At 64.4% G+C, this 26061-nt stretch carries 25 protein-coding genes; 19 read left to right on the forward strand and 6 right to left on the reverse strand.

What is annotated here, in order from left to right; all coding sequences use genetic code 11:
* Positions 1-46: 46 nt before the first annotated feature.
* Positions 47-2308, reverse strand: coding sequence for an accessory Sec system translocase SecA2 (secA2, locus tag SB749_RS08580; RefSeq protein WP_410709990.1), 2262 nt, complete (start codon positions 2306-2308; stop codon positions 47-49).
* A gap of 42 nt (positions 2309-2350) precedes the next feature.
* Positions 2351-4063 (reverse strand): 5'-3' exonuclease H3TH domain-containing protein, encoded by a 1713-nt coding sequence (locus tag SB749_RS08585; protein ID WP_410709991.1) that lies wholly within the window; start codon positions 4061-4063, stop codon positions 2351-2353.
* 76 nt (positions 4064-4139) lie between these two features.
* Between SB749_RS08585 and SB749_RS08590 the strand changes: the two genes are divergently transcribed.
* Both SB749_RS08590 and SB749_RS08595 read left to right on the forward strand, forming a co-directional pair.
* The gene (locus SB749_RS08590; protein WP_410710493.1) at positions 4140-5066 is read left to right on the forward strand and encodes a metal-dependent hydrolase; all 927 of its coding nucleotides are present in this window, start codon (positions 4140-4142) and stop codon (positions 5064-5066) included.
* A gap of 277 nt (positions 5067-5343) precedes the next feature.
* Positions 5344-6102, forward strand: coding sequence for a polyprenol monophosphomannose synthase (locus SB749_RS08595; RefSeq protein WP_410709992.1), 759 nt, complete (start codon positions 5344-5346; stop codon positions 6100-6102).
* A 128-nt stretch (positions 6103-6230) separates the two neighbouring features.
* Here SB749_RS08595 and SB749_RS08600 read toward each other — a convergent pair whose 3' ends face one another.
* Together SB749_RS08600 and SB749_RS08605 are read right to left on the reverse strand one after the other, a co-directional pair.
* Positions 6231-6572, reverse strand: coding sequence for an RNA polymerase-binding protein RbpA (locus tag SB749_RS08600; RefSeq protein ID WP_098731087.1), 342 nt, complete (start codon positions 6570-6572; stop codon positions 6231-6233).
* Positions 6573-6757: 185 nt separating this feature from the next.
* Positions 6758-7522: a glycerophosphodiester phosphodiesterase family protein gene (locus SB749_RS08605; RefSeq protein ID WP_410709993.1), complete on the reverse strand. Its 765-nt coding sequence runs from the start codon at positions 7520-7522 to the stop codon at positions 6758-6760.
* A gap of 56 nt (positions 7523-7578) precedes the next feature.
* On the opposite strand from SB749_RS08605, the gene SB749_RS08610 reads away from it, so the two are divergent.
* On the forward strand, positions 7579-7902 hold the full coding sequence (locus SB749_RS08610; RefSeq protein WP_410709994.1) for a hypothetical protein: 324 nt from the start codon (positions 7579-7581) through the stop codon (positions 7900-7902).
* 242 nt (positions 7903-8144) lie between these two features.
* Positions 8145-8945 (forward strand): septal ring lytic transglycosylase RlpA family protein, encoded by an 801-nt coding sequence (locus SB749_RS08615; protein ID WP_410709995.1) that lies wholly within the window; start codon positions 8145-8147, stop codon positions 8943-8945.
* A 29-nt stretch (positions 8946-8974) separates the two neighbouring features.
* On the opposite strand, the gene SB749_RS08620 is transcribed toward SB749_RS08615, so the two are convergent.
* Entirely contained in the window at positions 8975-9910 is a 936-nt protein-coding gene (locus SB749_RS08620; RefSeq protein WP_410709996.1) for a helix-turn-helix transcriptional regulator, read from the reverse strand.
* 63 nt (positions 9911-9973) lie between these two features.
* Between SB749_RS08620 and SB749_RS08625 the strand changes: the two genes are divergently transcribed.
* The 14 genes from SB749_RS08625 to SB749_RS08690 all read left to right on the forward strand — a co-directional run bounded on the left by SB749_RS08625 (position 9974) and on the right by SB749_RS08690 (position 24400).
* On the forward strand, positions 9974-10957 hold the full coding sequence (locus SB749_RS08625) for an SDR family oxidoreductase (protein WP_410709997.1): 984 nt from the start codon (positions 9974-9976) through the stop codon (positions 10955-10957).
* Between the two features lie 104 nt (positions 10958-11061).
* The gene (locus tag SB749_RS08630; protein ID WP_410709998.1) at positions 11062-12420 is read left to right on the forward strand and encodes a flavin monoamine oxidase family protein; all 1359 of its coding nucleotides are present in this window, start codon (positions 11062-11064) and stop codon (positions 12418-12420) included.
* Position 12421: 1 nt separating this feature from the next.
* On the forward strand, positions 12422-13945 hold the full coding sequence (locus SB749_RS08635) for an APC family permease (RefSeq protein ID WP_410709999.1): 1524 nt from the start codon (positions 12422-12424) through the stop codon (positions 13943-13945).
* The gene (locus SB749_RS08640; RefSeq protein ID WP_410710000.1) at positions 13942-14349 is read left to right on the forward strand and encodes a helix-turn-helix transcriptional regulator; all 408 of its coding nucleotides are present in this window, start codon (positions 13942-13944) and stop codon (positions 14347-14349) included. Before SB749_RS08635 ends, SB749_RS08640 begins: the two co-directional genes overlap by 4 nt.
* A gap of 19 nt (positions 14350-14368) precedes the next feature.
* Complete coding sequence (locus SB749_RS08645) at positions 14369-14779, forward strand: VOC family protein (protein WP_410710001.1); 411 nt, start codon at positions 14369-14371, stop codon at positions 14777-14779.
* Positions 14780-14784: 5 nt separating this feature from the next.
* Positions 14785-17157 carry an ATP-binding cassette domain-containing protein gene (locus SB749_RS08650; RefSeq protein ID WP_410710002.1) on the forward strand — a complete coding sequence of 791 codons (2373 nt, stop codon included), beginning with the start codon at positions 14785-14787 and terminating at the stop codon, positions 17155-17157.
* A gap of 170 nt (positions 17158-17327) precedes the next feature.
* Entirely contained in the window at positions 17328-17798 is a 471-nt protein-coding gene (locus tag SB749_RS08655; protein WP_410710003.1) for a transglycosylase family protein, read from the forward strand.
* A 314-nt stretch (positions 17799-18112) separates the two neighbouring features.
* On the forward strand, positions 18113-18538 hold the full coding sequence (locus SB749_RS08660; RefSeq protein ID WP_410710004.1) for a DUF1801 domain-containing protein: 426 nt from the start codon (positions 18113-18115) through the stop codon (positions 18536-18538).
* Between the two features lie 48 nt (positions 18539-18586).
* Positions 18587-19105, forward strand: a complete 519-nt coding sequence (locus SB749_RS08665; RefSeq protein ID WP_410710005.1) for a hotdog fold domain-containing protein — start codon at positions 18587-18589, stop codon at positions 19103-19105.
* A 360-nt stretch (positions 19106-19465) separates the two neighbouring features.
* Positions 19466-20212: a DUF5058 family protein gene (locus tag SB749_RS08670; protein ID WP_410710006.1), complete on the forward strand. Its 747-nt coding sequence runs from the start codon at positions 19466-19468 to the stop codon at positions 20210-20212.
* 9 nt (positions 20213-20221) lie between these two features.
* The gene (locus SB749_RS08675; RefSeq protein WP_410710007.1) at positions 20222-20959 is read left to right on the forward strand and encodes a hypothetical protein; all 738 of its coding nucleotides are present in this window, start codon (positions 20222-20224) and stop codon (positions 20957-20959) included.
* Positions 20960-21053: 94 nt separating this feature from the next.
* A complete protein-coding gene (locus SB749_RS08680) occupies positions 21054-22295 on the forward strand; it encodes an amidohydrolase (RefSeq protein ID WP_410710008.1) in 1242 nt (413 codons plus the stop codon).
* Positions 22292-23725: an amidase gene (locus SB749_RS08685; RefSeq protein WP_410710009.1), complete on the forward strand. Its 1434-nt coding sequence runs from the start codon at positions 22292-22294 to the stop codon at positions 23723-23725. The genes SB749_RS08680 and SB749_RS08685 overlap by 4 nt, the downstream gene beginning before the upstream one ends.
* A 159-nt stretch (positions 23726-23884) precedes the next feature.
* Positions 23885-24400: a ferritin gene (locus tag SB749_RS08690; RefSeq protein WP_410710010.1), complete on the forward strand. Its 516-nt coding sequence runs from the start codon at positions 23885-23887 to the stop codon at positions 24398-24400.
* A gap of 147 nt (positions 24401-24547) precedes the next feature.
* Here SB749_RS08690 and SB749_RS08695 read toward each other — a convergent pair whose 3' ends face one another.
* Positions 24548-25480, reverse strand: a complete 933-nt coding sequence (locus SB749_RS08695; protein ID WP_410710011.1) for an AEC family transporter — start codon at positions 25478-25480, stop codon at positions 24548-24550.
* Between the two features lie 82 nt (positions 25481-25562).
* Here SB749_RS08695 and SB749_RS08700 point away from each other — a divergent pair, with 82 nt between their 5' ends.
* Positions 25563-26033, forward strand: a complete 471-nt coding sequence (locus SB749_RS08700) for an Hsp20/alpha crystallin family protein (protein WP_410710012.1) — start codon at positions 25563-25565, stop codon at positions 26031-26033.
* The last annotated feature ends 28 nt before the right edge of the window (positions 26034-26061 follow it).

Here is a 26061-nt window from a genome sequence, read left to right on the forward strand (position 1 = left end):
GCGTCTGCGCTCTCCGGCGGGGGAGCGCAGACGCAGCGTCATCGTCTCAGCGACGGACCTTCTTGACGATGTTCTCGATATCGGAGCCGAACGCGTTCTCCGTCGTCAGGTAGGTCCACGTCGACGACGGACGTTTGAGTCCGTGCGACTCGAGGTCGATTCCCTCATCGGTGATCGTCGCTTCCTCGATCGTCGACTTCGAATCGTCGATGACATCGGACCAGAACGATGAGAAGACGCGGATCGACTCGGTGTTGAATGCCTCGTGCGGCTTCTCCCTGGCGAAGGTGCGCAGGTGGATGCCCTCACGCAGATCGTTGAGGAAGGCGAGGTGATCGACCCAACGCGCGTCGAGGTGGAAGAGCATGACCTCGCGCAGCACCGAGTCCAGCAGCTCCTCGGAGTGGTCCTCCACGATCTCATCGGCACGGTCGCCGAGCTCCTTGCGCAGCTGCTCGACGGGCTCGTCGTCCTTGCGGATCTCGGCTCGGCGCTCGAGGACGAGCTCGCGCTGTTTGGCCATGAGCTCATTGAAGCGCCAGGTGTCACGATGCAGCGCGGTGTTCTGTCCTTCGGCGATGCGCTGAGCGTGTTCGACGAGGCCGAGTGCGCGCTTGGATTCGATGTGGCCCGTCTCATCACCTTCGGAGACGAAGCGTTGGATCTCGGGAACCCTGGTGACCAGTTCGTCTTCGAGGCTGGTGAAGAACACGGACGTGCCGGGATCGCCCTGACGACCCGCGCGACCGCGCAGCTGGTCATCGAGTCGGGACGACGGATAGCGACCGGCACCGATGACGAGGAGGCCCCCGGCGTCAGCGACCTCGTCGTCGGCCAGACGGATGTCCGTTCCGCGTCCGGCCATCTGCGTCGACACCGTCACCGCACCGGGGGCACCGGCTTTCGCGATGATCTCCGCTTCCCGGGAATCGTCCTTGGCGTTGAGGACGGCGACGTCGATTCCGCGTTCGGTCAGCCGTTCGGCCAGCGACTCGCTCTCGGCCACCGAGGAGGTTCCGATGAGAACGGGACGGCTGCGGGCATGATGGTCGGCGACCTCTTCGACGATCGCTCGTTCCTTCGACTCCTGATAGGTGAACAGGCGGTCGGGTTCGTCCACGCGGACCACGGGCAGGTGCGTGTCGATGGGCACGATCTCCAGCCCATAGAATTCGCGCAGATCGTCCCCGACGGCCAGTGCGGTGCCGGTCATTCCGCAGACGGTCTGATATCCGTGGATGAGCTCTTCGACCGTCATCTGATCGAGGATCTCACCGCTGTCGGTGGCGTCGAGGCTCTCCTTGGCTTCGACCGCGGCTTGGAGTCCGTCCGGCCAGCGCTGGAGTTCGGCGACGCGGCCTCGGGACGAGGAGATGAGTTTGATCCGTCCATCCACGACGAGATAGTCGACGTCGCGTTTGACCAGCGCCCTAGCGTGGAGGGCCAGGTTGACGGCGGCGAGAGTCTCGGAGTCCTCTCCGAAGAGTTCGACGTCGAGTTCCTCCTCGACCCGGTCGACTCCGGCGTCGGTGAGTGAGACGGCATGCCTGTCGGCGCTGACCTCATAGTCGGTGTCCGGGCTGAGCTGGGACACGAGCGCTGCGATCGCGGCGTCGGTGTCCTGGACACTCGAAGAACCGGCGAGGACGAGCGGCACACGCGCCTCGTCGATGAGCACGGAGTCGGCCTCATCGACGATGACGACATCGCGTTCGGGAACCCGTTGATCGGCATCCTCGGTGAGGAACCGGTCACGGAGGACATCGAAGCCGACCTCGGTGACCGAGGCGTAGACGACCTCGGAGCGGTAGGCTTCACGGCGTTCGTCGTCGCCCTGCGCGCCGGAGATCGCGGCTGACTTCACTCCGAGGAGGTCGAAGAGGGGCTTCATCCAGTTGCGGTCACGGACGGCCAGGTAGTCGTTGACGCTGACGACGTGCACGCGTCGTCCCTGCAGTGCGTAGCCGGCTGCGGCCAGCGCACCGACGAGGGTCTTGCCCTCACCGGTGGCCATCTGCACGATGCTGCCCTGCAGCAGCCCGACGAGTCCGCGAAGCTGTGTGTCATAGGCGCGTTCGTCCAGAACACGCTCACCGGCCTCGCGCGCCAGAGCACAGTAGCGGATGAGCGTCTGCTGATGTGTGCCCGAACCGAAGACCTCGCCGGCGGCTTCCGTGAGCTCGGCATCGCTGAGCTCGGAGAATTCGCGCCCGGCCGCGTCCAGATCGGCGACGGCGCGCTCGAACCAACCTGTCGTCTTCTCCGCATGAGAGCCGGGTCGGTTGAGCAGGCGAGAAAAGAATCCCATTGTCGTCCTTCGTCGTTTGTACGTCGATGTCGAGTCTAGCGTTCAGGACATGGGCCACGAACCGTCGACGACGGCCTCGGCGTTGCCCTTCTTCCGCAGCCAGGCCTGCAGTCCTGCCGCCTGTGAGCGCTTCCAATCGGCCTGTGCGGCCATGATCTCATCGTTGCTCATCGCTGAGATTTCCGTCGACTTTTCGGACAATGCTCGGGAAATGTCCAGAGCGGCCAGAGCGTCGGCGGCAGCATCATGGGCGTCGAGGAGTTCGACGCGGTAGGTCTTCGCCGTCTCGATGAGCGTCCGTTTGCCCTTGCGGTAGGGATCGATGTGCTTGTCGACGACGAAGGTGTCGACGATCGTCGGGATGATCGCGGGAAAATCGATGTCCGGGCGGTGGCGGGCCACCTCGGCGGCCATCACACTGAGGTCGTAGACGACGTTGTGTCCCACGACGACGGCGCCCTCTTCCCTCAGTGCGGCGAATTCTGCGCACAGCTCGCTGATGACCTGAGCGGCGGCCGCTCCGTTGGCCTGAGCGAATTCAGTGGTGATGCCGTGGACCGCCCGCGCTGACTCGGGAATCTCGATCCCCGGATCGGCTAGCCACGTGCGCACCTGATCCGCCGAGTCGACAAAGGCGGCGGTGACGATTCGAGCTGTGGCCGGTTCGACTCCGGTGGTCTCGAGGTCGAAGCCGACGAGCCGCGACTGAGCCCACGGCCCGCCGCTCCCGTTCCGTGCTGGCGACTCAGAGGACTCGGCGGACTCGGCAGACACGGGTGACGCGGACGCCGTTGCGGTGCGCCCAGGTGCCGCGGTGCGTGCGGATGCCGCACCGGCGGACCCCGACACGGATTCGAGAGCACTGGTGAGATTGTCGACGGAGCGGCGGATGTTCTGCCCCTCTGCCGCGCTCTCGACCGCGGTGCGGTCGAAGCTGTTCGGGACGGTGTCGAGGTCGATGCCGTGGTCGACGTCGGTCAGGCAGCGCATGACCTCCAGGGTCGTGTACAGGGTCTCTTCGACCTCGATGATCGTCGCGGCTCTCTTCGGACTGAGCCCGCCGGTCTTCACCCCGGCCTTGGCGGCCTTGACGATCGACTCGAGGGAGCCGAAGTTCTCCAGCAGGGTCGCGGCGGTCTTCTCCCCGATACCGGGTGCTCCGGGAAGCCCGTCGGACGGGTCGCCGCGCAGTGCGGCGAGCTCGCGATAGCGGGTGCCGTCGGGCACGCCGTAGGCGGTCGGCAGGTCGGTCTGTGCCACGGCTTCCCACTCGCCGCCTTTCCGAGGGCGCAGTACGCTGACATCGGCGGACGAGTCGAGCAGAGCCAACAGATCACGGTCGGGGGAGACGATGACCACCGGGGTTCTCGACTGGGCGGCCATCGTGGCGATGACGTCATCGGCTTCGGTTCCGTCCACCTCGGCGATGGGAATCCCCGCGGCCGTGAGGACGCGGTTCATGATCGGCAGCTGCACGGCCAGCTCCGGTGGGATCTCTGTGCCGGCTTCTTCGTCCTTGACACGCGCCGCCTTGTACTCGGGCATGATCGCGGTGCGGAAGGCCGGGCGCCAATCCGCGTCCATCGTCGCGATCACACGATCGGTGTCGAACCGGCGCACCATCTGGGCGATGGTGTCGAGCACCCCTCGAACGGCGTTGACCGGGTCACCGTCGGCATTGACGATCGAATCCGGCACCGAATAGAAGGCGCGGTAGTACAGGGCTGGAGTATCGAGCAGAACCAAGGGCTTCACATCAGGTGACGATACCCGACCCTCCTGACACAGGTGTAGCCGCAACGGCCGACGGTGTAGCCTGTCGGCTGTGACTATGTACTTTGGTGGAGATGTTTACAGCAGTGTCGACCCATTTGCGACGGCGCTGGGATATGCGGACGGAAAGGTCTCGTTCATCGGTTCCGATGAGGCGGCCAAGGCTCTGGACCCGGAGGCGATCGACCTCGGTGAGGACTTCCTCACCCCGGGCTTCGTCCACGCCGGGCTGATCGTGGACGACTCGGCCCCGTCGGCCGCCGACCTGTACGCACAGGGGTTCACCCATGTGCACGCGATCGGCAGCGCCGAGGCGGTCGGCCGGTTCGCCGCCGGCGCTCCGGAAGCGCTGTCGATCGTCGACTACCCGCAGCTGGACTCCGGTTCCGCCGAGAACCGTCGCGCCTCGATCACCGCCACTGACCTGCTCGGGCTCGAGGAGCTGCCGGCACTGAGCCTCTTCATCCTCGTCGCCTCGGTCGACCAGCTCACCGAGGTGCTCGAGACCCTGCGAGCCGATGCCGCTCATGCCCAACGCCACGGGTACCGTCTGCGCCTGGACTTCGCCGTTCCGGACGATCGGGTCCAAGCCCTTGGTCGCAGCGGAATCGCCATCACCGTCGACCCGGCTCGCCCGCAGCCCTTGGCTCAGTTGCTCGCCGCCGGAGCGCAGGTGTCCTTCAGCCATTCCGAGACCTCGCCTTGGGCAGGAGTGCGGGATGCCGTCGTCGGCGACGGAGGGATCGGCGCCCGTGCGGCCTTCAACGCTGCCACCCGCTTCGCCCACCGCGCGGCCGGTAATCCCGAAGGCGGAGTGCTCGCCCCCGGTGCCGATGCCGATATCGTGCGCTGGAAGGTCGAACGGCTCGTCGTGCAGGTCGCCGACCCGCGCGTCGCAGCCTGGAGCACCGACCCGCGGTCGGGTACACCGGGGCTGCCCGAACTGTCTCCCGATGTGGCTCTGCCCACCCGGGTGGAACTCTGATCCGACGCCGACGCTTCGGCCTGTCCAGCCGACACGCCGATGGACTGAACATTTCGGTTCTTCAATTGAGCCTCTGACCTGCAGTTTCAGCCATCAGCCCAGGTCACAGCGATTTTGCAAAGTTTCCGGCGGCCACTAGATTCGACGTGAACATTCCGCTTGATGTGGGATGGAGTCGGCACTCCCGTCAATAGATAACTCGCTGCTGCGGCAGCGTGGTCCGAAGGCGGGGGTGTCGACTCATTGTCTGGGGCGACTTCCGCGTATCGTGGAGTCCGTGCTTTCCAAGATTCTCGTCGTCATCCCCACTTTCAACGAACGTCTCGCCCTCCCCGTGACCCTGGCCGGACTGTTCGAGCAGCAGCCCGAAGTCGACGTCCTCATCGTCGACGACGGCTCTCCCGATGGAACCGGCGAGTGGGCCGATGAGCAGGCTGAGAAGGACCCCCGCATCAACGTCCTCCACCGCAGCGAGAAGTCAGGCCTCGGAATGGCCTATATCGCTGGATTCGAATGGGCATTGGAACGCGACTACGAGATCATCTGCGAGTTCGATGCCGACGGTTCTCACCGCTCACTCGACCTGGGACAGCTGCTCGATGCCGCGGCAGAAGGGCGAGGGGACCTCATCATCGGCTCACGGTGGGTGCCCGGCGGCGAGATCGTCGACTGGCCGAAGTCCAGATACTTCCTCTCCCGCGGCGCGAATGTCTACGTCAACGCTGTCATGGGTCTGGGAGTCAAAGATGCGACTGCCGGTTTCCGCGCGTACAACCGTTCTGTGCTCGAGGCACTCGATCTCTCCGGTGTGCAGTCGCAGGGATACTGCTTCCAGATCGACATGACCTACCGCACCGTCGAGGCCGGCTTCCGCGTCGCCGAGGTGCCCATCGTCTTCGTCGAACGCGAGCTCGGCGAATCGAAGATGAGCGGCTCGATCATCACCGAGGCGTTCACGAAGGTCGCCGGCTGGGGCCTGACGCGCCGCCGCGGTCAGCTGCGCCGCCTGCTGACCCGCTCCACCCCCACCACCTAAATACCCCCCCCTTACTACCTGACGGCGGCCCAGCAACCTCGCGCCAGGTTGTTGGGCCGCCGTCAGGTAGCAATAAGGGGTGCAGGTCTGTTGACCTGCACCCCTTATGTGCGCTTGTTGCGGTTGTATCAGCTCTGGGCCGGAACCTCACCGCGACGGATTGCGAGGCGCTCGTCGAGGAGCACCTGGAGCTCGTCGAAGGATCGGCGTTCCAGGAGCATGTCCCAGTGGGAACGCACATGCTTGACGGGCTCGCCATCGGGTTCGTTGACTCCGACGCGGACACCGATGCCGTGGATTCCCGAATCCCAGGTCGAGGGGACTTCGGCTTCGATGGAGAACGGCACCTTGAAACGGGTCCCGTCTTCGCATTCGAATTCGACCATCTGGCGGGGTGCCGGCTCGACGCCCTCTTCGGTTTCGAGGCTGCGCGAGCCCAACTGTGTTCCGCGGAGACTGCGTTCGCTCATATCTAAGACCTTCCGACTCGACTGCACACCTTGGACGCAATGTAACAGTCTACCGTGCTCGGATATTCCTCGCCGACTGGCCACGGCGGCATTCGTGCAGCGGCCCGTGTTCCGGGGCCGCCACTGCGCTGAAAGGCAGTCGCTGCACGAGGAGAAAGTGTTGCATTCGCGGCCGAATCCTCGGTCTATCCGCGTCGGCTGGCCAGCACGTCGAGGCCGAGCTCGACATCATCGGTGACGATCCCGTCGACTCCGAGATCGAGCAGCGACCGCATCGTCGCCTCGTCATTGATCGTCCAGACGTGGACGAGCAGACCTGACCGGTGAGACCGGTCGACGAAGTCCGCTGTGACCACGGGGATCCCCTTGAACGTTGCCGGGACCTGCAGCGCGTCGACACCGGGCGGCAGGGGCGCGGCACCGTGTGCAGGGACCCCCGGGATCCGACCGAGGGCGAAGAGGGCGGTCTCCGTCGTTCCCGTCGACGTCCGCACACCGGGCAGAGCTATGCGCAGCCGTCGGAGCGTCGTGGAATCGAAGGAAGCGAGGCGGATGCGGTCGGCGGCATGGAAATTGTGAACGAAGCGGATCATCGGGCCGATGCTGTGGGCGGCTTTGACATCGATGTTCCATCGCACCTGCGGAAGTGCTTCCACCAACGCCTCGAGGCGAGGGAGCCGACCCCCTGCGGGGAGTTCGACTCGGTCGAGCTCGGCTGCCGGCAGTTCCCGAATGGTGTGGTCCAGCCCGGCAATGCGATTGAGGTCGGCATCGTGCGCGGCGAAGAGGATTCCGTCGGCGGAGGCGTGGACGTCGGTCTCCATCCACTCGACTCCGGCCGACGCGGCAGCGGCGAAGGCCTCAAGGGTGTTTTCGCTCATTCCCGGCCACAGGCCGCCTCGGTGCGCGATGATCTCTGGGTCCGCGATGACCTCCCGCTGGGAATTCATGGTCCAATCCTAACCAGAGTGTTGATTTCGCCGAGGCTGTGTTCAAGGATGGAGCCATGAGCTCACACCGCGAACCCATCGAACCCGACGACGTCATCGACGCGACCGCGAAGACCCCGACCGAACGTGCCCGCCGGGCCGCCGGACGCGCATACAGCGTCGCGAGCACAGGTGTGAAGAACGTGCGTGAGGCGGCTTCGACCTCCCGCCTCATCGAAGCCACCGAGAACGGTGTCAACCGTGCACTGGGTTCCGTTTCGCACGCGATCGATGATGCTGTGCGCAGCGGCAAGATCGAACGCGCCTTCGACCGGGCGCAGGAGACCGTGACGACGGGAGCCGAAGGTGTCCGGAAGCTGGTGACGCGCAAGTCCCGCTGACCATCACCGGCTCGGGTCTCTCACGCCCGTCGAGGTTCCGAGGACCAGCGGCACGCGGACTTGCTGTCGTGAGCAGACTCTCATCCATGTGGCACACCGTTTCGGTGTGCCACATTGCTTTTGTAACAGTTCCTTAACTAGAATCTGTGAAGATAACGATCAGATAACTTGGAGTTTCTCCTCGAGCGCGCTGGTGCGAGAGGTCTTCCCATTGCATCTCCGAGTTGCCGAGACACTCTCTGATGACGACGAGGAACACCACTGTGGGCAGACACTCAGCACCGAGCACCAAGAAGACCGGCTCGATCTTCTCAGCGCTGGCGGCGAAGAAGAAGACCGGACGCCACGCACCGACCGACCGCCCGAACACCGCTGGGGGAGTGCTGGCAGCAGTCCGCACCCGTCCGGTGCTCTCCGCCTTCATCGTGCCGACGGCCGCAACGGCGGCCGTCGTCGCGTCGAGCCTTGCCATGGTGCCCAATGATGCCTCCGCGGGCGGCCAGGTCGTTGCCGAAGCGCCGGCCGAGGCTCCCGCGGTTGCCGTCTCCGAACCGACGAAGGCCGCGGATGAGTTCCTCGCCAAGGCGAAGAAGCAGGCCAAGGAGAAGCCCGCAGAAGTCACGATCGACACTCATATCGAGACCCCCAGCCCCGAGCCGTCGAAGACCGCAGACAAAAAGGATGAGGCCTCGACCGGCGGGTCCGCGGATGAGAACGACGGACCGTCGAACTCCGGCAAGTCGGCCGGCGAATCCGGCAGCTGCCCCATGTCCTACTACGGCGGCGGTGACGGATTCGACGGGAAGCAGACCGCCAACGGCGAGATCTTCGATACGAACAAGCTCACCGCGGCCCACAAGACCCTGCCGTTCGGCTCCAAGGTGAAGATCACGAACAGCGCGAACGGTAAGTCCGTGACGGTGCGCGTCAACGACCGCGGCCCCTACCACGGCAATCGGTGCTTCGACCTGTCCAAGGCCGCCATGGAGGCCGTCGGCGGTGTCGGCGCAGGACAGATCAACGGCAAGTACGAAGTGCAGTGACCCCAGCGGTGAGCTGCTGACTGCCCACCTCACTCATTGAGCTCCGCCGCGGCCCGTGCACGATCGTGCAGGTCGCGGCGGAGCTGTTTTGGTGAGAGGACCTCGACCCCGGGCACGGTGACGAGCTGACTGACAGCCACCTCGTCGGGTTCCATGGGAAGGTTGATCTCGATGATGTCGCGGTCCGTCCGCCCCGCGTTGACGGCATCCTCGGTGAGTCGGCCCGGCACCGCGCGCAGAAGGTCAGCGACCTGGTCCACAGGCAGTCGCAGTCTCACGCATGTCCGGCGAATCGAGGTGTCGAATTCGGCCTGCGCATTTGTCCAGTAGTCGGCGAGGTCGAAATTCGGTGGGGGAGTGCAGCGGAGGAATCGCAGCTCGGCTGAGCCGATCCGTGAGACGCGATAGGTGCGGGGTCTGCCTCCCGGCGGCTGAGCCGCGAGATACCAGCGACCGGCCTTGATGACGAGCCCCAGCGGCAGAAGCGTGCGCGATCGCAGACCGTTCCGTCCGCGATACGTGATTTGCAGTCCCCGCTGAGTGCGCAGTGCGGTGACGATGGTGTCGAGCTGCTCGGGATCCTCCTTGGCCATGAACCAGTCCGGCCCGTCGACGAGGATGAGCTGCGAGAATACCGATGACGATTCGGTGAGAACTTTCGCTCGCGCCGTGGCCAACGCGGACGAGAAGCCGAGATCGGCCGCGGCAGGGGAGCCGATGAGCAGGGAGTCGAGTTCGTCCCGGGTCAGACCCGTCACAGGCGAGACCCAGTCGCCGAGGAGGCTGATCCCGCCGCCGGGTCCCGCCTCGGTGATGACGGGAACGCCCATCCGCGACAGCTCACCGAGGTCACGGTAGATCGTCCGCTCGGTGACCTCGAGACGTCGCGCGAGATCGGCTGCCGTGATCGGCCGAGAACGCGCACCGAGGATGACGATCTCCGAAACGAGGCGAGCAGCTTTCACAATTCTGAGAATAATGAAGGACACTGACACGAGATGTCAGTGGAAGCGGATGAGACTGGTCCCATGATCACACCGACACCGGAATCAGCTCACGCCACCGACCCCGCCGACTTCGCTCCGTTCTCCCAACGTGCGCTGAACGGCAAGGTCGCACTCGTCGCCGGAGCCACCCGAGGAGCCGGCCGCGCCATCGCCCGTGACCTCGCACGTGCCGGCGCCTTCGTCCACTGCACCGGCCGATCGACCCACGGACGTCCCTCCGACTACGGACGCACAGAGACGATCGAAGACACCGCCGCCCTCATCACCGACGAAGGCGGCCAAGCCGAAGCCCACGTCTGTGATCACCTCGATCCCGCCCGGATCTCACAGGTGATCGACCAGATCGACACCGACCACGGCCGTCTCGACATCATCGTCCACGACATCGGGGGAGAAGCCTACGTCGAGTGGGGCACACCGTTCTGGGAGACCGAGCTCGACACCGAGATGCGTCTGTTCCGGGCGGGTCTGCTCACTCACCTGCACACCGCACATGCCGCCCTGCCCCTGCTCACACGGAATCCGGGCGGTCTCCACATCGAGATCACCGACGGCACCGCAGAGTTCAACGCGAGCCATTACCGGGAAAATGTCTTCCTCGACCTCACGAAGACGGCCGTGAGCCGACTGGCCTTCGGACTCGGCCACGAACTCGACAAGGTGGAAGCGACGGCGGTCGCCATCACCCCCGGTTGGCGGTCGGAGATGATGCTCGATCACTTCGGAACCAGCGAGGACAACTGGATGCGCGACTCGCTCGACGAAACCCGCACCGAACCGCCACGCGATTTTGCGATCTCCGAGACGCCTCATCTGCTCGGTCGTTCCGTTGTCGCACTGGCCGCCGATCCCGACCGGCACAGCTTCAACTCGACGACGCAGGACACCCACGGATTGGCCGCCTACTACGGATTCAATGATCTCGACGGTTCGCGACCCGATTCGTGGAGCTTCATCACCGCCCTCGAGAACGACCCTGCGGCAGATCCCCGCGAGTTCCGCTGACCGCTCGGGCGAGTGCGGATTCCGCACTTGCCGAATCCGTCTTGGCACGGGCCCGGGACCTCGTTAGTCTGAAGCCACCCCAATCGCTTCAGGAGGAGTTCGCCGTGTCCGCAGAGACCCGTGACGTCGTTATCATCGGAGCAGGCCCATCGGGCCTGAGCGCCGCCCGTCGGCTGCGCAAGGCCGGACGCAGCGTCATCGTGCTCGAGGCCCGTGACCGTGTGGGCGGCCGCACCTGGACCGAACACATCGACGGGCAGATGTTCGAACTCGGCGGACAGTGGATCTCCCCGGACCAGACCGCGCTGCTGGCCCTCGTCGACGAACTCGGCAAAGAGACCTACCCGCGGTACCGTGACGGAGACAGCGTCTACATCGCCCCCGACGGAACTCGCACCGTCTATTCGGGGGAGATGTTCCCGGTGGGGGAGTCGACCCAGTCCGAGATGGAGCGCCTCATCGGCATCCTCGACGAACTCGCCGCCAGGATCGGTCCGAAGGCCCCCTGGGATGCCGAAGACGCAGCCGAACTCGACTCGATCTCCTTTCATCACTGGCTGCGTCAGCGGTCCGAGGACGAACTCGCCTGTGAGAACATCGGACTGTTCGTCGCCGGCGGCATGCTCACCAAACCCGCCACCACCTTCTCGGCACTCCAAGCGATCCTCATGGCCGCCTCGGCGGGATCGTTCACGAATCTCGTCGACGATCACTTCATCCTTGATCGTCGCGTCGTCGGCGGGATGCAGTCGGTTTCGGTGCAGATGGCCGAGGAGCTCGGCGATGACATCGTCCGTCTGCAGCAGCCGGTGCGCCGGATCGAATGGTCGGAGACCGGAGTCAGTGTTTCGACCGACGAACTGACGGTCAGCGCAGGCCAGGCGATCGTCGCCGTACCGCCGAACCTCTACTCGCGCATCAGCTATGACCCACCTCTGCCGAGGCTCCAGCAGATCTTCCATCAACACCAGTCGATGGGTCTCGTCATCAAGGTCCACGCCACCTACGACACCCCGTTCTGGCGCGAAGACGGTCTGTGCGGAACCGGTTTCGGCGCCTCCCGTCTCGTCCAAGAGGTCTACGACAACACGAACCACGGTGAAGAGCAGGGCACCCTCGTCGGCTTCATCTCCGATGTCAACGCCGACGCCATGTGGGCCCTGGACGAAGAATCCCGCCGGACGAAGATCCTCGAAGCCCTCGCCGAATTCCTCGGCCCGAAGGCACTCGACCCCCGAGTCTTCTACCTCTCCGACTTCGGCGCGGAGGAATGGACCCGCGGAGCCTATGCGACGAGCTACGACCTGGGAGGTCTGCACCGCTGGGGACCGTTCCAGAACGACCCGGTCGGGCCCATCCACTTCGCCAGCTCCGATATCGCAGCCGAAGGCTACCAGCACGTCGACGGAGCGGTGCGCATCGGCACCGCCACCGCCGAGAGGATCCTCGGCGAGAAGTCCTGAGATGAGCAGTACACAGCCGTCACCGTCGACGAACACGAGCGGACTGAGCTCCAAAGGACTCTCCGCCGGCAAGATCGGAGCCATCGGGGGAGCTGTCATCGGCATCTCCTGCATCGCTCCGGCCTATACGCTGACCTCTGGACTGGGCCCGACGATCTCCGAGGTCGGGGTGCACACCCCGGCCGTGCTGCTCATCGGCTTCGTGCCGATGCTCCTCGTCGTCTTCGGCTACCGCGAACTGAATACCGCGATGCCGGACTCGGGTACGACCTTCACATGGGCGACCAGAGCGTTCGGGCCCTGGCTGGGCTGGATGGGCGGATGGGGGCTCGTCGCCGCCACCGTCCTCGTGCTGTCCAACCTCGCGGCCGTGGCCGTCGACTTCCTCTTCCTCCTGCTGTCCCAGGTGTTCTCCGATCCGTCCATCGCCGAACTCACACGAGTGCTGTGGATCAACATCCCCGTGACGATCATCCTCACCGCCGCTGCGGCCTGGGTGTCCTATCGGGGAGTCGAAGCCACCGAGAAGCTGCAGGTGTGGCTCGTCGCCTTCCAGGTGCTGGCCCTGGGCTGGTTCGTCGTCGCCGCGATTGTGCAGGCTTCCAACGGCACCTCCTATGATCCGACCCCGGTGTCTCTCGACTGGTTCAATCCGCTGTCCGCCGGCGACTTCTCCACCGTCGCGGCAGCCGTATCGCTGTCGATCTTCCTGTTCTGGGGCTGGGACACGGTGATCACGATGAACGAGGAGGCGAAGGATCCGGAGAAGACTCCGGGCCGCGCTGCCATGCTCACGATCATCGCGATCGTCATCATCTACATCGCCTGCACGATCGCCGTCATCTCCTTCGCCGGAGTCGGCACCGAAGGCCTGGGTGCGGGCAACCCCGATAACCAGGAATCGATCTTCGCCTCGCTCGCCGGCCCGGTCATGGGGCCCTTCGCAGTGCTCGTGTCCATTGCGGTGCTCTCATCATCCCTGTCCTCGCTGCAGGCGACGATGGTCTCGCCCTCGCGGACGATCCTGGCGATGGGCCACTACGGGGCGCTGCCTGAGAAGTACGGCCGGGTCTCTCCCCGCTACAAGTCCCCGTCGGTCGCCACCGTCACCTCGGCGGGCGCCGCGATCATCTTCTATGTCGTCATGCGCCTGCTCTCGGAGAACGCTCTGTGGGACACGATCACTGCGCTGGGCCTCATGGTGTGCTTCTACTACGGCATCACGGGCCTGGCCTGCATCTGGTACTTCCGACGCAGCCTCTTCGCCTCGACCCGCACGTTCTTCTACCGGTTCCTGTTCCCTCTCATCGGGGGAGTGACCCTGCTGGTCATCTTCGTCACCACCGCAATCGACTCGCTCGACCCCGACTACGGATCCGGATCCTCGGTCTTCGGCGTCGGACTCGTCTTCGTCCTCGGCATCGGGGTGCTGGCCCTGGGCGTGGTCATCATGATCATCCAATCCGTCCGCCATCCCGACTTCTTCCGCGGACGCACCCTGAAACAGGGAGTCGACGCGGGGTGATCGAGCAGCTGGTGGCTCTGCGCCGAGTCCGGGACCGCATCGACCGCGAATTCGACCAGCCCTTGAGCGTGGAGGCTCTGGCCTCTGGCGTGCACATGTCCGCCGGTCACCTCAGCCGTCAGTTCAGATCGGCCTTCGGAGAATCGCCGTATTCGTATCTCATGACGCGCAGGATCGAACGGGCCATGGCCCTCATCCGCCGCGGTGATCTCACGATCACCGAGATCTGCTTCACCGTCGGCTTCTCGTCCTTGGGCACCTTCAGCACCCGTTTCAGCGAACTCGTCGGACTCTCACCGACCCGCTACCGCGACGGAGTCGCCGCAGGCGAGCACCGGCTGCCGACGATCGTGGTGAAGAATGCACTGCGACCGGTCAGGAATCGAGAAGTCCCACCGCGCTGAGCAGTCTACGATTGCTGACATGGACATCTCGATCAACGCCAGCTTCCTGCCGCACACCGATGCAGAAGAATCCCTGACCTTCTACCGCGACATCCTCGGCTTCGAGCTGCGCCTCGACGTCGGTGCCGGACGCATGCGCTGGCTGACGGTGGGACCGGTCGGCCAACCCGACACATCGATCGTGCTCACCCCGCCCGTGACCGACCCGACGATCAGCGACACCGAACGGGAGACCATCGAAGGTCTCATCGCCAAGGGCAGCTATGCCGCGATCGTACTCGCGACGCCGAACGTCGATGAGGCCTTCGCCGAGGTGGAGGCCAAAGGCGCCGACATCGTGCAGGAGCCGATGGACCAGCCCTATGGTCTGCGAGACTGCGCCCTGCGGGACCCCGCCGGGAACATGATCCGCATCCAGCAGAGAGGCTGACACCGGTGCACACTGCAGACAGCCACGACCTCATCCGCGTCAGCGGAGGCCGGGAGAACAACCTCAAGAACGTCAGCGTCGAGATCCCCAAACGCCGCCTCACGGTCTTCACCGGCGTCTCCGGCTCCGGCAAGAGCTCACTCGTCTTCCACACCATCGCCGCCGAGTCCCAGCGGATGATCAACGAGACCTACTCCGCCTTCGTCCAAGGCTTCATGCCGGCGATGGCCCGACCAGAAGTCGACGTTCTCGAGGGACTGACGACGGCCATCCTCGTCGACCAGGAGCGGATCGGGGCGAACCCGCGCTCCACGGTGGGCACGGTCTCTGACATCAATGCGAAGCTGCGCACCCTCTTCGCGCGTCTGGCAGAACCGAACCTCGGATCGACGAACGCGTATTCCTTCAACGTCGCCACCCTGAGCGGCAAGGGCGCGGTGACCATCGACAAGGGCGAGGGCAAACAGGTCGAACGGAGGTCGTTCTCCGTCAACGGCGGCATGTGCCCGCACTGCGAGGGCATGGGCACAGCCACGGACATCTCCATCGCCGAGGTGGTCGATGAGTCGAAATCCCTCAATGACGGAGCCATCACCGTCCCCGGGTACAAACCCGGCGGCTGGTCGGTGCGCATGTTCTCCGAATCCGGGTATTTCGACCCCGACAAGCCGGTCGGCGACTTCGATGAGAACGAGCGGCACTACCTGCTCTATGCCGAAGGCGAGAAGGTCAGGATCAACGGCACGAACATCACGTTCGACGGGCTGATCCCACGGATCCAACGCTCGTTCCTGTCTAAGGATCGGGATTCGATGCAGAAGCACATCCGCGAATTCGTCGACCGTGCCGTCGTCTTCACCACTTGCCCCGAATGCGCAGGGACACGGCTCAACGCCGCCGCCCGGTCCTCGCTGATCGCCGGGAAGTCGATCGCCGATGTCTGCGCTCTGCAGATCTCGGACATCACGGGTTGGTTGGACCAGATCGAGCCGGGAGCCGCCTCGGCGCTGCTCGATTCCCTGCGCGCCGATGTGCGCGCTTTCAACGACATCGGACTCGGATATCTGTCCTTGGACAGATCGGCTGGATCGCTGTCCGGGGGAGAGGCGCAACGGATCAAACTGGTCCGCCACCTCGGGTCCTCGCTCACGGACGTCACCTACGTCTTCGACGAACCGACGATCGGCCTGCACCCGCATGACATCCGATCGATGAACGAACTCCTGTTGGCGCTGCGGGACAAAGGCAATACGGTGCTCGTCGTCGAACACAAACCCGAGACGATCCTCATCGCCGATCACATCGTCGATCTCGGACCCGGGGCCGGCAGCAACGGGGGAGAGGTCACCTTCACCGGCACCGTCGACGGCCTCCGGGCATCCGATACGCTCACCGGTCGCCACCTCGGGTACACGGCGTCGCTCAAGGAAACGGTGCGGGAACCGGCGGGAGCGCTCGAGATCCGCGGTGCCGGGTCGCACAATCTGCGCGATGTCGATGTCGATGTGCCCCTCGGCGTGCTCACCGTCGTCACCGGCGTCGCAGGATCCGGCAAGAGCAGCCTCATCGAGGGGTCCCTGCGGGGACGTGATGGGGTCGTGATGATCGATCAGGCGCCGATCAAGGGATCCCGGCGCAGCAACCCGGCCACGTATACGGGAATGCTCGAGCCCATCCGGAAGGCGTTCGCGAAGGCCAATGGGGTCAAGCCCGCCCTCTTCAGCGCGAATTCCGAAGGTGCCTGTCCCGTGTGCAACGGCGCCGGAATCATCTATTCGGATATGGCGCTCATGGGCGGCGTGTCCGCACCTTGCGACGAGTGCGAGGGCAAAGGGTTCCAAGCCGAAGTGCTCGAGTTCACCTTGGGCGGACTGAACATCCGCGAGGTCCTCGACCTGCCGGTGGACGCGGCGATCGAGCATTTCGGTGCGGGGGAGTCGCGTATTCCCGCGGTCGTGAAGATTCTCAAGATCCTCGCCGAGGTGGGACTCGGCTATGTCAGCCTCGGGCAGCCGCTGACGACTCTGTCAGGGGGCGAGCGGCAGCGACTGAAGTTGGCGGTCCATCTGTCGGCGAAGGCCGCGGATGCCGCGCAGGTGATCATCCTCGACGAACCGACGACCGGGCTGCACCTGGCCGATGTGGAGAACCTGCTGCAACTCCTCGATGGGCTCGTCGATTCGGGGCGGACCGTCATCGTCATCGAACACCATCAGGCCGTGATGGCTCACGCCGATCACATCATCGACCTGGGGCCTGGTGCCGGACATGACGGAGGTTCGATCGTCTTCGAGGGCAGCCCGGCTCAGCTGGTCGCCGGCGCGAAGGCGAATGGATCGCTGACCGCGGAGCATCTGGCACAGTACGTGACCTCCTGACTGGGGGAGCCGCTCCTCTTCAGGCCCCACTCAGGTTCCGCGGAGGCGATTCGGATGCTGAATTCACGGTCTCGGGTTCAAATGCGGCAGTTGATTCGTTACGGTGTATAACGGCTCGGTAACGACCGGGTTACAGAACCGAAATGCAGTCGTACTTTGGAGAAGACACAGTGAACCTCTACAGCACAAGCCTCCGCAAGGTCGCCCTGCTCGTCGGCGCCGGCGCTGTCGCAGCCGCCGGACTGACCGGCATGAGCGCAGGGCAGCCGGCCCAGGCATCTGAGAAGGGCGTCTGGGACAAGGTCGCCGAATGTGAATCCGGCGGAGACTGGCACATCAACACCGGCAACGGATACTACGGTGGACTGCAGTTCTCCAAGCAGACATGGAACGGCTTCGGCGGCTCGGGCACTGCGGACGAGCACAGCAAGCAGGAACAGATCCGTATCGCTCAGAAGGTCCTCAAGGAGCAGGGTCCGGGCGCATGGCCCACCTGCGGTGAGAAAGCCGGACTGACGAAGTCCAATGGCGCTGCCGATGACGGAGGCAGCAAGAAGGACGATGGCGGCAAGAAGGACGACGGCGGCTCTGGCGACAGCGGTAAGGTCGGCCTCGGCGGCAACGTCACCGTCGGCAGCTGAGACCGCACGATGAACTGACGATCGACGATCTGCAGGCATGAACACGTGCTTTGAGATCGTGATCGCGAAATGGCCGTGAGTGACCTGTGCGTCGCTCACGGCCATTTCTGTCGGTGACGCTCGTTGCCGTGTATTGGGTTTTCGCTGCGACGGTTTCTTTCGAGGTATCTAAGACTCATCTCCGTCTATGGGTAAAACGCCGATAATATACATTATGTTAAGTAAAGACATTGAGCCGCTCCCCGCGGAGCGCAGTTACAGTTGAATCCGGCGATCTGAGCCTGTGATCCATCGGTCCGACATCAGGAGGCGAAATGGCGACGAAGCAACCGGCAATGCGACCGACAGGTGAACCCGTCGATGACGTGCTCGACCGTGCAGGCGCTCCCAGGCGTGCCGGGGCCGATCGTCTGCGTGAGATTCTCGCAGAGATCTCCGGCGAGGAACCAGTGGTGTGGGCCTCACGGATCATCGGATTCGGCGAGGTCGAGTATCGCTACGAATCAGGACATGGCGGCACGATGCCGGTTCTCGCGTACTCCCCTGCCTCGCGTCAGCACACGATCTATCTCACGAGCGACTATGAGGACCGTTGGCCCGACCTTGCCTCCAGGCTCGGCAAGTACCGCAGTGGCACGTCGTGCCTCTATCTCACTCGATTGATCGATGTCGACGAATCGGTGCTGCGTGAACTCCTCAAGCGCACTCGTGACCTCACACTCGCCGAACGGTCCGACTGATAGCATGTGTACTGAACGGTAATTCAGATCACAGTAAGGGGCGCCTCCATGACCGCAGACACCACAGCCGTGCATACCGCCGAAACGGCGTCCACCTTCAAGCTCTGGAAGAAGATGCAGGAGATGCCTCTGGGCGGCCTTGTCGGTTCCTGGCTGTTCTCTCAGGGCATCTGCTTCAAAGCACCCTACTTCCGTACTGTGCGCCCGCAGATCAGAGAGCTGCGACCCGGTCTGTGCCGCGTCACTGCCCCCAACCGCCGTGGAATGCACAACCATATCGGTACCTACCACGCGATCGCGTCGTGCAATATGGCCGAAGTCGCCGCCGGAGTCATGACGGAAGCGACCGTGCCTCCCACTCATCGCTGGATCCCGGCGGGAATGGCCGTGGAATACAACGCCAAGGCCAGCAAGGGGCCGGTCACGGCCGTCACCCGGCTTGAGGAGATCCCCGGTTTCGGCGAGGAGAAGTTCGACCTGGTCGTCCCTGTCGATGTCCTCGACGCGAACGGCATCGCCTTCGTCACCGCACGCATCACCATGTACATCTCACCGAAGAAGCGCTGAGCGGCCTCGATCGGCGCCCTGCGATCGCACTCCCCTGGAGGCGATCGTGGGGCGCAGTTTCGTTCACCCGGAATATTTCAACATGCCGCCACCGTCGTGGCCTGCTCCCCTGGCTGTTGGGCGACCGATGATATCCATGCCCTCAGCCGATGTCTGCCGAGCCTGAGCGGCGTCGTTCTGCAAGGCGGGACGGGCATCGGAAATCGCTCCGATAAATCTCGAGTGTTGAGAACTTCTGGTCAAACCATGGTCCTGACCGATCGGTCAGTATAGGTTGTTCCTGTGCACTGCGCGATGGTATACCGATATGGCTCGCCATCCGGCGCCCCTGCAACTCGATAATGAAGTGAGGAGCTGACCATGACTGTGGCCAGCGGTTCGGCCGACTACATCGGTCTCGCAAACGCACCGATTCTCTGGATACTCGCGCTGGCGGTGATGGGCGTCGTCGTCGTCCAATCGCTCATCTATATGACCGCGGTGAAGAAGAACGCCGAGTCCGCGGGTATGAGCCAACAGGAAGTCCGTTCGGCCTTCCGCGCCGGCGGTGTCGCCGCCATCGGGCCATCGCTGTCGGTGGTCCTCGTCGCCATCGCTCTGTTGCCTCTGTTCGGCACTCCCCCGGTCATCGTCCGCGTCGGACTCATCGGGTCCGCCGCCACCGAGGTCGCATCTGCGTCCCTGGCGGCAGGCACCATGGGTGCCAACCTTGGTGATGAGACCTTCACTCGCGGCGTGTTCATCGTCGCCCTGCTGGCGATGAGCCTCTCGGGCGCCGGCTGGATGATCTCCACCCTCATCCTCACCCCGATCTTTAAACGCAGCTCTCACAAGCTCGAGAAGGTCAATCCCGCACTCATGTCGATCATCCCGGGTGCGGCGCTGCTCGCGGCCTTCGCGGCGCTGACCTTCCGTGAGCTGCCGAAGTCACCGACCCACGTCATCGCCGTCATCGTCTCGGCGGTGGTGATGAGCATCTGCCTGCTGCTCGCCAAGACGCTCAAACAGAACTGGCTGAAGGAATGGGGATTGGGAATCTCCCTGCTCATCGGCCTCGTCGCCGCCTACTTCGCCCACTATGCCGGTCTCGGCATGCCCGAAGCCTGAGGAGAGAACATGCCATCGATCATCACATCACCCTCGCACGCGGCATTCGAGCGCACCACCAGCCGATGGGGCTCGATCACGCTGTTCATCGGATTCCTCATCGCCACCTCGGTGCCGTTCTATCTTCTGTTCGTCGCCGACGCGAACATCGACCTCGGAGAGATCCTCAAGGGATTCCTCGCCGTGTTCGCCGTCTACGGCGTCTTCTACATCGTCGAACCTCTCACCTACTTCCCGATCCTCGGACCCGCCGGAATGTACCAGGCCTTCATGATCGGCAACGTCGCGAACAAACTGCTGCCCTCGGCGATCGTCGCCCAGGACACGATCGGAGCGAAGCCCGGCACTCGCAAGGGCGAATACGCGGCGACGATGGCCATCTGCGGAGCCGCGATCATCCACGTCGCCTCGATGGTCATCTTCGTCGGCATCCTCGGCACCTGGCTCGTCTCCCTCATTCCCGAGCCGGTGACCCTCGTCGCGAAGCTCTACATCCTCCCGGCCATCCTCGGCGGTGTCACCGTCCAGCTCATCGCGTCGCTCAAACAGCTGAAGTCGACGCTCATCGCCCTCGGCATGGCGGCGCTGGTCATCCTCGTCCTCGTCCGGCTGGTTCCCGTGCTCGCGCCCGGCGACGTCGCCATCGTCGTGTTCCTGACCATCGTCATCACATGGTTCACCCGCAACAAGGCGGTCACGGACAAGAGACCCGACAGCGACGGCACCGACACCGTCGGCATCAACTGACGGCCGACAAGGGTCGGTGCTCGTCTGCCGAGACTGACCCCCGCATCCGACAATTCCTGCCAAGATGGCACCAGACCTCTGCTGAAAGGACATCATGTCACTCAACTCCGCCCTCCGCTCGTCGATCAGTGCCGATCTCGACCAGACTATCGCCGACTACAAGCAGTTCCACCGCACTCCCGAGCTGTCCATGCAGGAGACGAACACTGCTGCGGAGATCGCCTCCCGGCTCCAGGCCCTCGGCCTGGAGACGCACACTTTCGGCGGAACCGGAGTCGTCGCCGTGATCGAGAACGGCGACGGTCCGGTCATCGGCTACCGTGCCGACATCGACGGGCTGCCGATCAGCGAGGACACCGGACTCGACTATGCCTCCACGGCGGACGGCACTCTTCCCGACGGCGAGACGACGAAGGTCATGCACGGCTGCGGCCACGACACTCACATCACCGTCGGCCTCTACCTCGCCAAGCACCTCGTCGCACACAGGGACCTGTGGTCGGGAACAGTCGTCATGCTCTTCCAGCCCGGTGAGGAGACCGGCCAAGGTGCGCGCGCGATGCTCGATGACGGGCTCTGGGATGAGATCGTGCGCCCCGAGGTCATCTTCGGTCAACACGTGTGGCCCGGCGCCGCCGGTCACCTCTACGTCAGCAGCGGCACCGCCATGGCGATGTCCGACTGCCTGCGCGTGACCGTCAAGGGCAAGCAGGCACACGGATCCCAACCGGAGAACGCGATCGACCCGATCGTCCTCGGCGCCTATATGATCACCCGGCTCCAATCGGTCGTGTCACGCGAGATCTCCGGCCGCGACATGTCGGTCGTCACCGTCGGCACCTTCCACGGCGGACTCAAAGAGAACATCATCCCCGACTCCTCCGAATTCAAACTCAATATCCGCACCTTCACCGAGGAGGTCCGCGCGGTCGTCCTCGACCGGGTCCGCCGCATCATCGAAGCCGAGGCTCTTGCTTCCGGAGCTCCGGAACCCGAGATCGAAGAGATGTATCGGTTCCCGCGGTGCTACAACGACCCCGAGGAGACCGATTCGTTCCTCACCCATGTCGGATCCGAACTCGGCGCCGAACGGGTCCACGTGTCCGAGCCGGCCACCGGCAGCGAAGACGTCGGAGCGTTCGGCGATGACATCGGCGTCCCGTACGTGTACTGGTTCTTCGGCGGCTACTCCCCCGAGAAGTTCGCCGATGGTCAGACCCCTCCCGGGAATCACTCCCCGTTCTTCGCTCCCGACGATGTCGAGACCACTCTCGAGACCGGCATCAGAGCCGCGCTGTCCGCGGTGCTGAGCAAGGTCGGAAAGGACCGCGCATGAGCGAGTCGATGCTGTGGTGGTCGACCCGTGAGCTGGCCCGCCGAATCGCCGCCAAGGAGGTCTCGGCCCGGGAGGCTCTGCAGGTTCATCTCGACCGCATCGATGAGGTCAACCCTGCTCTCAACGCCGTCGTCACCCGAGACGACGAAGCCGCCTTCGCTCAAGCCGATGCCGCAGACGCAGCAACCGCCCGCGGTGAGAGCTTCGGTGCCCTGCACGGAGTGCCGATGACGCATAAGGACACCCACGACACAGCAGGTCTGCGCACGACCTGGGGTTCACCGCTCATGGCCGATCGCGTGCCCGAAACGGATGCGCTCATCATCGCCCGTCTCAAAGCCGCCGGAATCACGACGACAGGCAAGACGAACGTGCCCGAGTTCGCCGCCGGCTCCCACACCTTCAATGAGGTGTTCGGCACAACCGTGAACCCCTACGACCGGACGAAATCGGCTTCGGGATCCTCCGGTGGCGTGGGTGCGGTGCTCGCAGCCGGGATCCAGGCCTCAGGTGACGGCTCCGATATGGGCGGATCGCTGCGGTCGCCGGCCTCGTTCAACAACGTCGTCGGTCTGCGGCCGAGCAACGGCCGTATTCCCCATGTTCGACCGGGCAACCCCTTTGCGTGGCTGTCCCAGAGCGGATTCATGGCACGCACGGTCTCCGATGTGGCGCTGCTCATGTCGGTGGCCTCAGGGCCACATCCTTCGGCGCCGGGATCGATCCTCGAGTCGGGCGGCGTCTTCGACCTCCCGGAGTTCGCACTCGCCTCCGACCGCTCCCCCGACCTTGCCGGACTCCAGGTCGGCTTCAACCCCGACCTGGACGGACTGCTTCCGGTCGAAACCGAGGTGAAGGAGATCGTCGCGTCCGCCGCACCGGTATTCAGCAGCCTCGGTGCACATGTGGACGAGGAGATCCCGGATCTCACGGAAGCCGACGAGGTGTTCAACGTCCGCCGCGCCCTCGACTTCGTGGGCTCCTGGGGCGGCCTGTATGAGGCGCACCCGGACAGAATCAAGGAATCGGTCAGGTGGAACATCCGCATGGGGCTCGACCTCTCGGGCGCCGAGGTGGCTTCGGCCGAATCAGCGCGCACCCGTCTGCACGCGGAGATCGACAGCTACTTCGCCGGACACGACGTCCTCGTGCTCACCACGTGCCAGGTCCTGCCGTTCGACGCGGACATCGAGTATCCGAGACAGATCAACGGTGTGCAGCTGGAGAACTACCTCGATTGGATGCGAGCACTGTGCCTGATCTCGGCGACCGGCTGCCCCGCGATCTCGGTGCCGGCCGGCTTCTCGGCCTCCGGTCTGCCGGTGGGTGTGCAGATCGTGGCGAAGCCGGGCGCGGATGTCGAGTTGCTGCGAGTCGCTCACGCCTTCGAAGCTGCTACCGGACATCACTCCAGACGTCCGGAATTCTGAGCGGCAGTCTTCGCAGGACGCGGCGTCGGTCGAGGCAGGTATGGCATACCTGGGCAGAGTTTGCCGAGCCTTTCCACACTGGAACGGTTCTAGAAAAGGTGTCAGGATATTCTCTAAGCAGGCGGAACGGATCCGCCTCGAACCGCAAAGGAGTAAAAGATGCACCTGAGCCCCGCCATGCAGAAGGTCCTCAACGAGCAGGTCACCCTCGAACTCGAAGCCTCGTTGGTCTACCTCCAGCTCTCCATCCAGCTCGATGATCTCGATCTGCCCGGAATGACGCGCTGGATGCGCGCCCAGTCCGAAGAAGAGCAGGTTCACGCCGCCAAGTTCACTCAGCACTGCCTCGACCGCGGATTCTCCCCTCAGATCGGCGACATCGCCGCTCCGAAGGTCTCCGGTTCGCAGCCGCTCGACTTCTTCAAGGCCGCACTGGCCCACGAGGAGAAGGTCTCGGAGTCCATCCGCAACATCTACCGCACCGCTCAGGACGAGGCCGACCTCGACGTCCTGCCGCTGCTCCACTGGTTCATCGACGAGCAGGTCGAGGAGGAGTCGAGCATCTCCGAGATCATTGGTCGCCTCGAGCGCGTCGGCAACGACGGTGCCGGCGTCCTGCGCATCGATTCCGAACTCGGCTCACGCCACCCTGATATCACTGCCGACAGCGAGTGAGAACTGCATGACCATTTCGGCTCAGCGCTCAGGGTGAGCTCTATGAGTCAAGTGTGAACTCGAATCGAGTACTCCAGCGGCCGATCCCAGCACGGGATCGGCCGCTCTCGTTCTCAGGCCCGAGCTTGCGGGGAGACCGGTGCGTCCTCAGCCGAGGACCGACTTGCCGATGAGCAGCACGATCGGCAGAGTCACGAGCATGACGACGGTCTGTCCGGCGATGAGTGCGGCCATGAGCTTCGCATCGCCCCCGAGCTGCCGGGCCATGACATAACCTGAGCTCGCCGTGGCGATCGACTGGAAGAGCAGCCCTACCAGCGCGGGCACCGCCGGGACGGCGAAGAGAGACAGTGCGACGAGGGACAGCCCCGGCAGCACGATCAGCTTGATGAACGTCGAGGCGATGATGGCCCGGGCGTGGTCACGCATCGAGAATGCCTGCAGACCGGCGCCGACGCAGAGGAGCCCGATGGGCAGCGAGGCGGCCGCCAAGGGTTCGAGGACCGTGGCCGCCACGTCCGGCAGACCCAGACCGCTGAGATTGGCCGCGGCTCCCGTGGCGCAGCCGAGCACGAGAGGATTCGTCACGATCGCCCGCAGCAGCGCGAGCAGCGAGCTCGGTCCGGTGCGCAGGAACTCGAAGCCGAGGCTCGAGATGACATTCACCGTGGGGACGAGAATCGCCGCGACGATCGCGGCCACGGCGCTGCCTTCGGAACCGAACAGGCTGCCCGCCAACGACAGGCCGATATAGGTGTTGAAGCGGATCCCGCCTTGGAGCACGGAGGTGAAGGCCGGAAGATCGCGAGCGATGACCCTGCGGGCGAGGACGATGCCCAGGGACACGATCACGGTGGGGATGACGAGCGCGGCTGCCAAGCGCGCGAGCGGGACATGGGCCACGTCCACCTCGGCGACGGAGGTGAAGAGGAGCACCGGAAGGAGACAGTAGTACGCGAGCTTCTCCGCGCCCGACCAGAATTCCGGACTCCGAAATCCCGGCAGTCTCTTCAGTACGAGACCGAAGGCGATGAGCGCCGTGACGGGAAGTAGGGCGAGGAGTATGGGAACCAGGCTCACAAACTGAGAATTTCATGAGTTCGGAATCATTTCAAAGTTGAGTGTGTTTGACTCAATGTATGACCCGAGCGAAAGGAAGCACATGGCTACACGTTTCGACCCCATCCGCGACCTCGACCGATTCTTCTCCGAGGTGACCCGCACCCCGAACGCCACCACCCTGCCGATGGACCTCTACCGCGACGGCGAAGTCTTCATCGCCCTCATCGATATGCCCGGAGTCGATCCGAGCAGCATTGATGTCGATGTCGAAGACCGCACGCTCACGGTGCGCGCTCGCCGCGAGTCCGAGGTCGCCGACAAGGACGTGAAGTGGCTGACCCGGGAACGCACCAACGGCACCTACGCCCGCCAGCTCACGCTCGGCAACCGGGTGGCGCTGGATCGCATCCGCGCCGACTACAGCGACGGTGTCCTCACGCTGACGATCCCCGTCGCCGAGGAGGCCCGCCCCCGGAAGATCTCCGTCTCCCATGCAGCCGGACAGACCTCCCCCGAGGTGGTTGAATCGTCCTCGTCCGACGGACCCCGGTCCCCCGGCCTCGACGGCTGACATCGGCGCCGGATTCCAACGGAATCAC

The organism is Brevibacterium sp. SIMBA_078 (assembly GCF_046534565.1).
Taxonomy (GTDB): Bacteria; Actinomycetota; Actinomycetes; order Actinomycetales; family Brevibacteriaceae; genus Brevibacterium.

Bases quoted from the DNA above. Each gene is read 5' to 3' on its own strand.
- secA2 (WP_410709990.1), bottom strand. From the start codon at position 2,308: ATGGGATTCTTTTCTCGCCTGCTCAACCGACCCGGCTCTCATGCGGAG.
- SB749_RS08590 (WP_410710493.1), top strand. From the start codon at position 4,140: ATGTACTTTGGTGGAGATGTTTACAGCAGTGTCGACCCATTTGCGACG.
- SB749_RS08600 (WP_098731087.1), bottom strand. From the start codon at position 6,572: ATGAGCGAACGCAGTCTCCGCGGAACACAGTTGGGCTCGCGCAGCCTC.
- SB749_RS08605 (WP_410709993.1), bottom strand. From the start codon at position 7,522: ATGAATTCCCAGCGGGAGGTCATCGCGGACCCAGAGATCATCGCGCAC.
- SB749_RS08610 (WP_410709994.1), top strand. From the start codon at position 7,579: ATGAGCTCACACCGCGAACCCATCGAACCCGACGACGTCATCGACGCG.
- SB749_RS08615 (WP_410709995.1), top strand. From the start codon at position 8,145: ATGACGACGAGGAACACCACTGTGGGCAGACACTCAGCACCGAGCACC.
- SB749_RS08625 (WP_410709997.1), top strand. From the start codon at position 9,974: ATGATCACACCGACACCGGAATCAGCTCACGCCACCGACCCCGCCGAC.
- SB749_RS08635 (WP_410709999.1), top strand. From the start codon at position 12,422: ATGAGCAGTACACAGCCGTCACCGTCGACGAACACGAGCGGACTGAGC.
- SB749_RS08645 (WP_410710001.1), top strand. From the start codon at position 14,369: ATGGACATCTCGATCAACGCCAGCTTCCTGCCGCACACCGATGCAGAA.
- SB749_RS08660 (WP_410710004.1), top strand. From the start codon at position 18,113: ATGGCGACGAAGCAACCGGCAATGCGACCGACAGGTGAACCCGTCGAT.
- SB749_RS08665 (WP_410710005.1), top strand. From the start codon at position 18,587: ATGACCGCAGACACCACAGCCGTGCATACCGCCGAAACGGCGTCCACC.
- SB749_RS08670 (WP_410710006.1), top strand. From the start codon at position 19,466: ATGACTGTGGCCAGCGGTTCGGCCGACTACATCGGTCTCGCAAACGCA.
- SB749_RS08675 (WP_410710007.1), top strand. From the start codon at position 20,222: ATGCCATCGATCATCACATCACCCTCGCACGCGGCATTCGAGCGCACC.
- SB749_RS08680 (WP_410710008.1), top strand. From the start codon at position 21,054: ATGTCACTCAACTCCGCCCTCCGCTCGTCGATCAGTGCCGATCTCGAC.
- SB749_RS08685 (WP_410710009.1), top strand. From the start codon at position 22,292: ATGAGCGAGTCGATGCTGTGGTGGTCGACCCGTGAGCTGGCCCGCCGA.
- SB749_RS08690 (WP_410710010.1), top strand. From the start codon at position 23,885: ATGCACCTGAGCCCCGCCATGCAGAAGGTCCTCAACGAGCAGGTCACC.
- SB749_RS08700 (WP_410710012.1), top strand. From the start codon at position 25,563: ATGGCTACACGTTTCGACCCCATCCGCGACCTCGACCGATTCTTCTCC.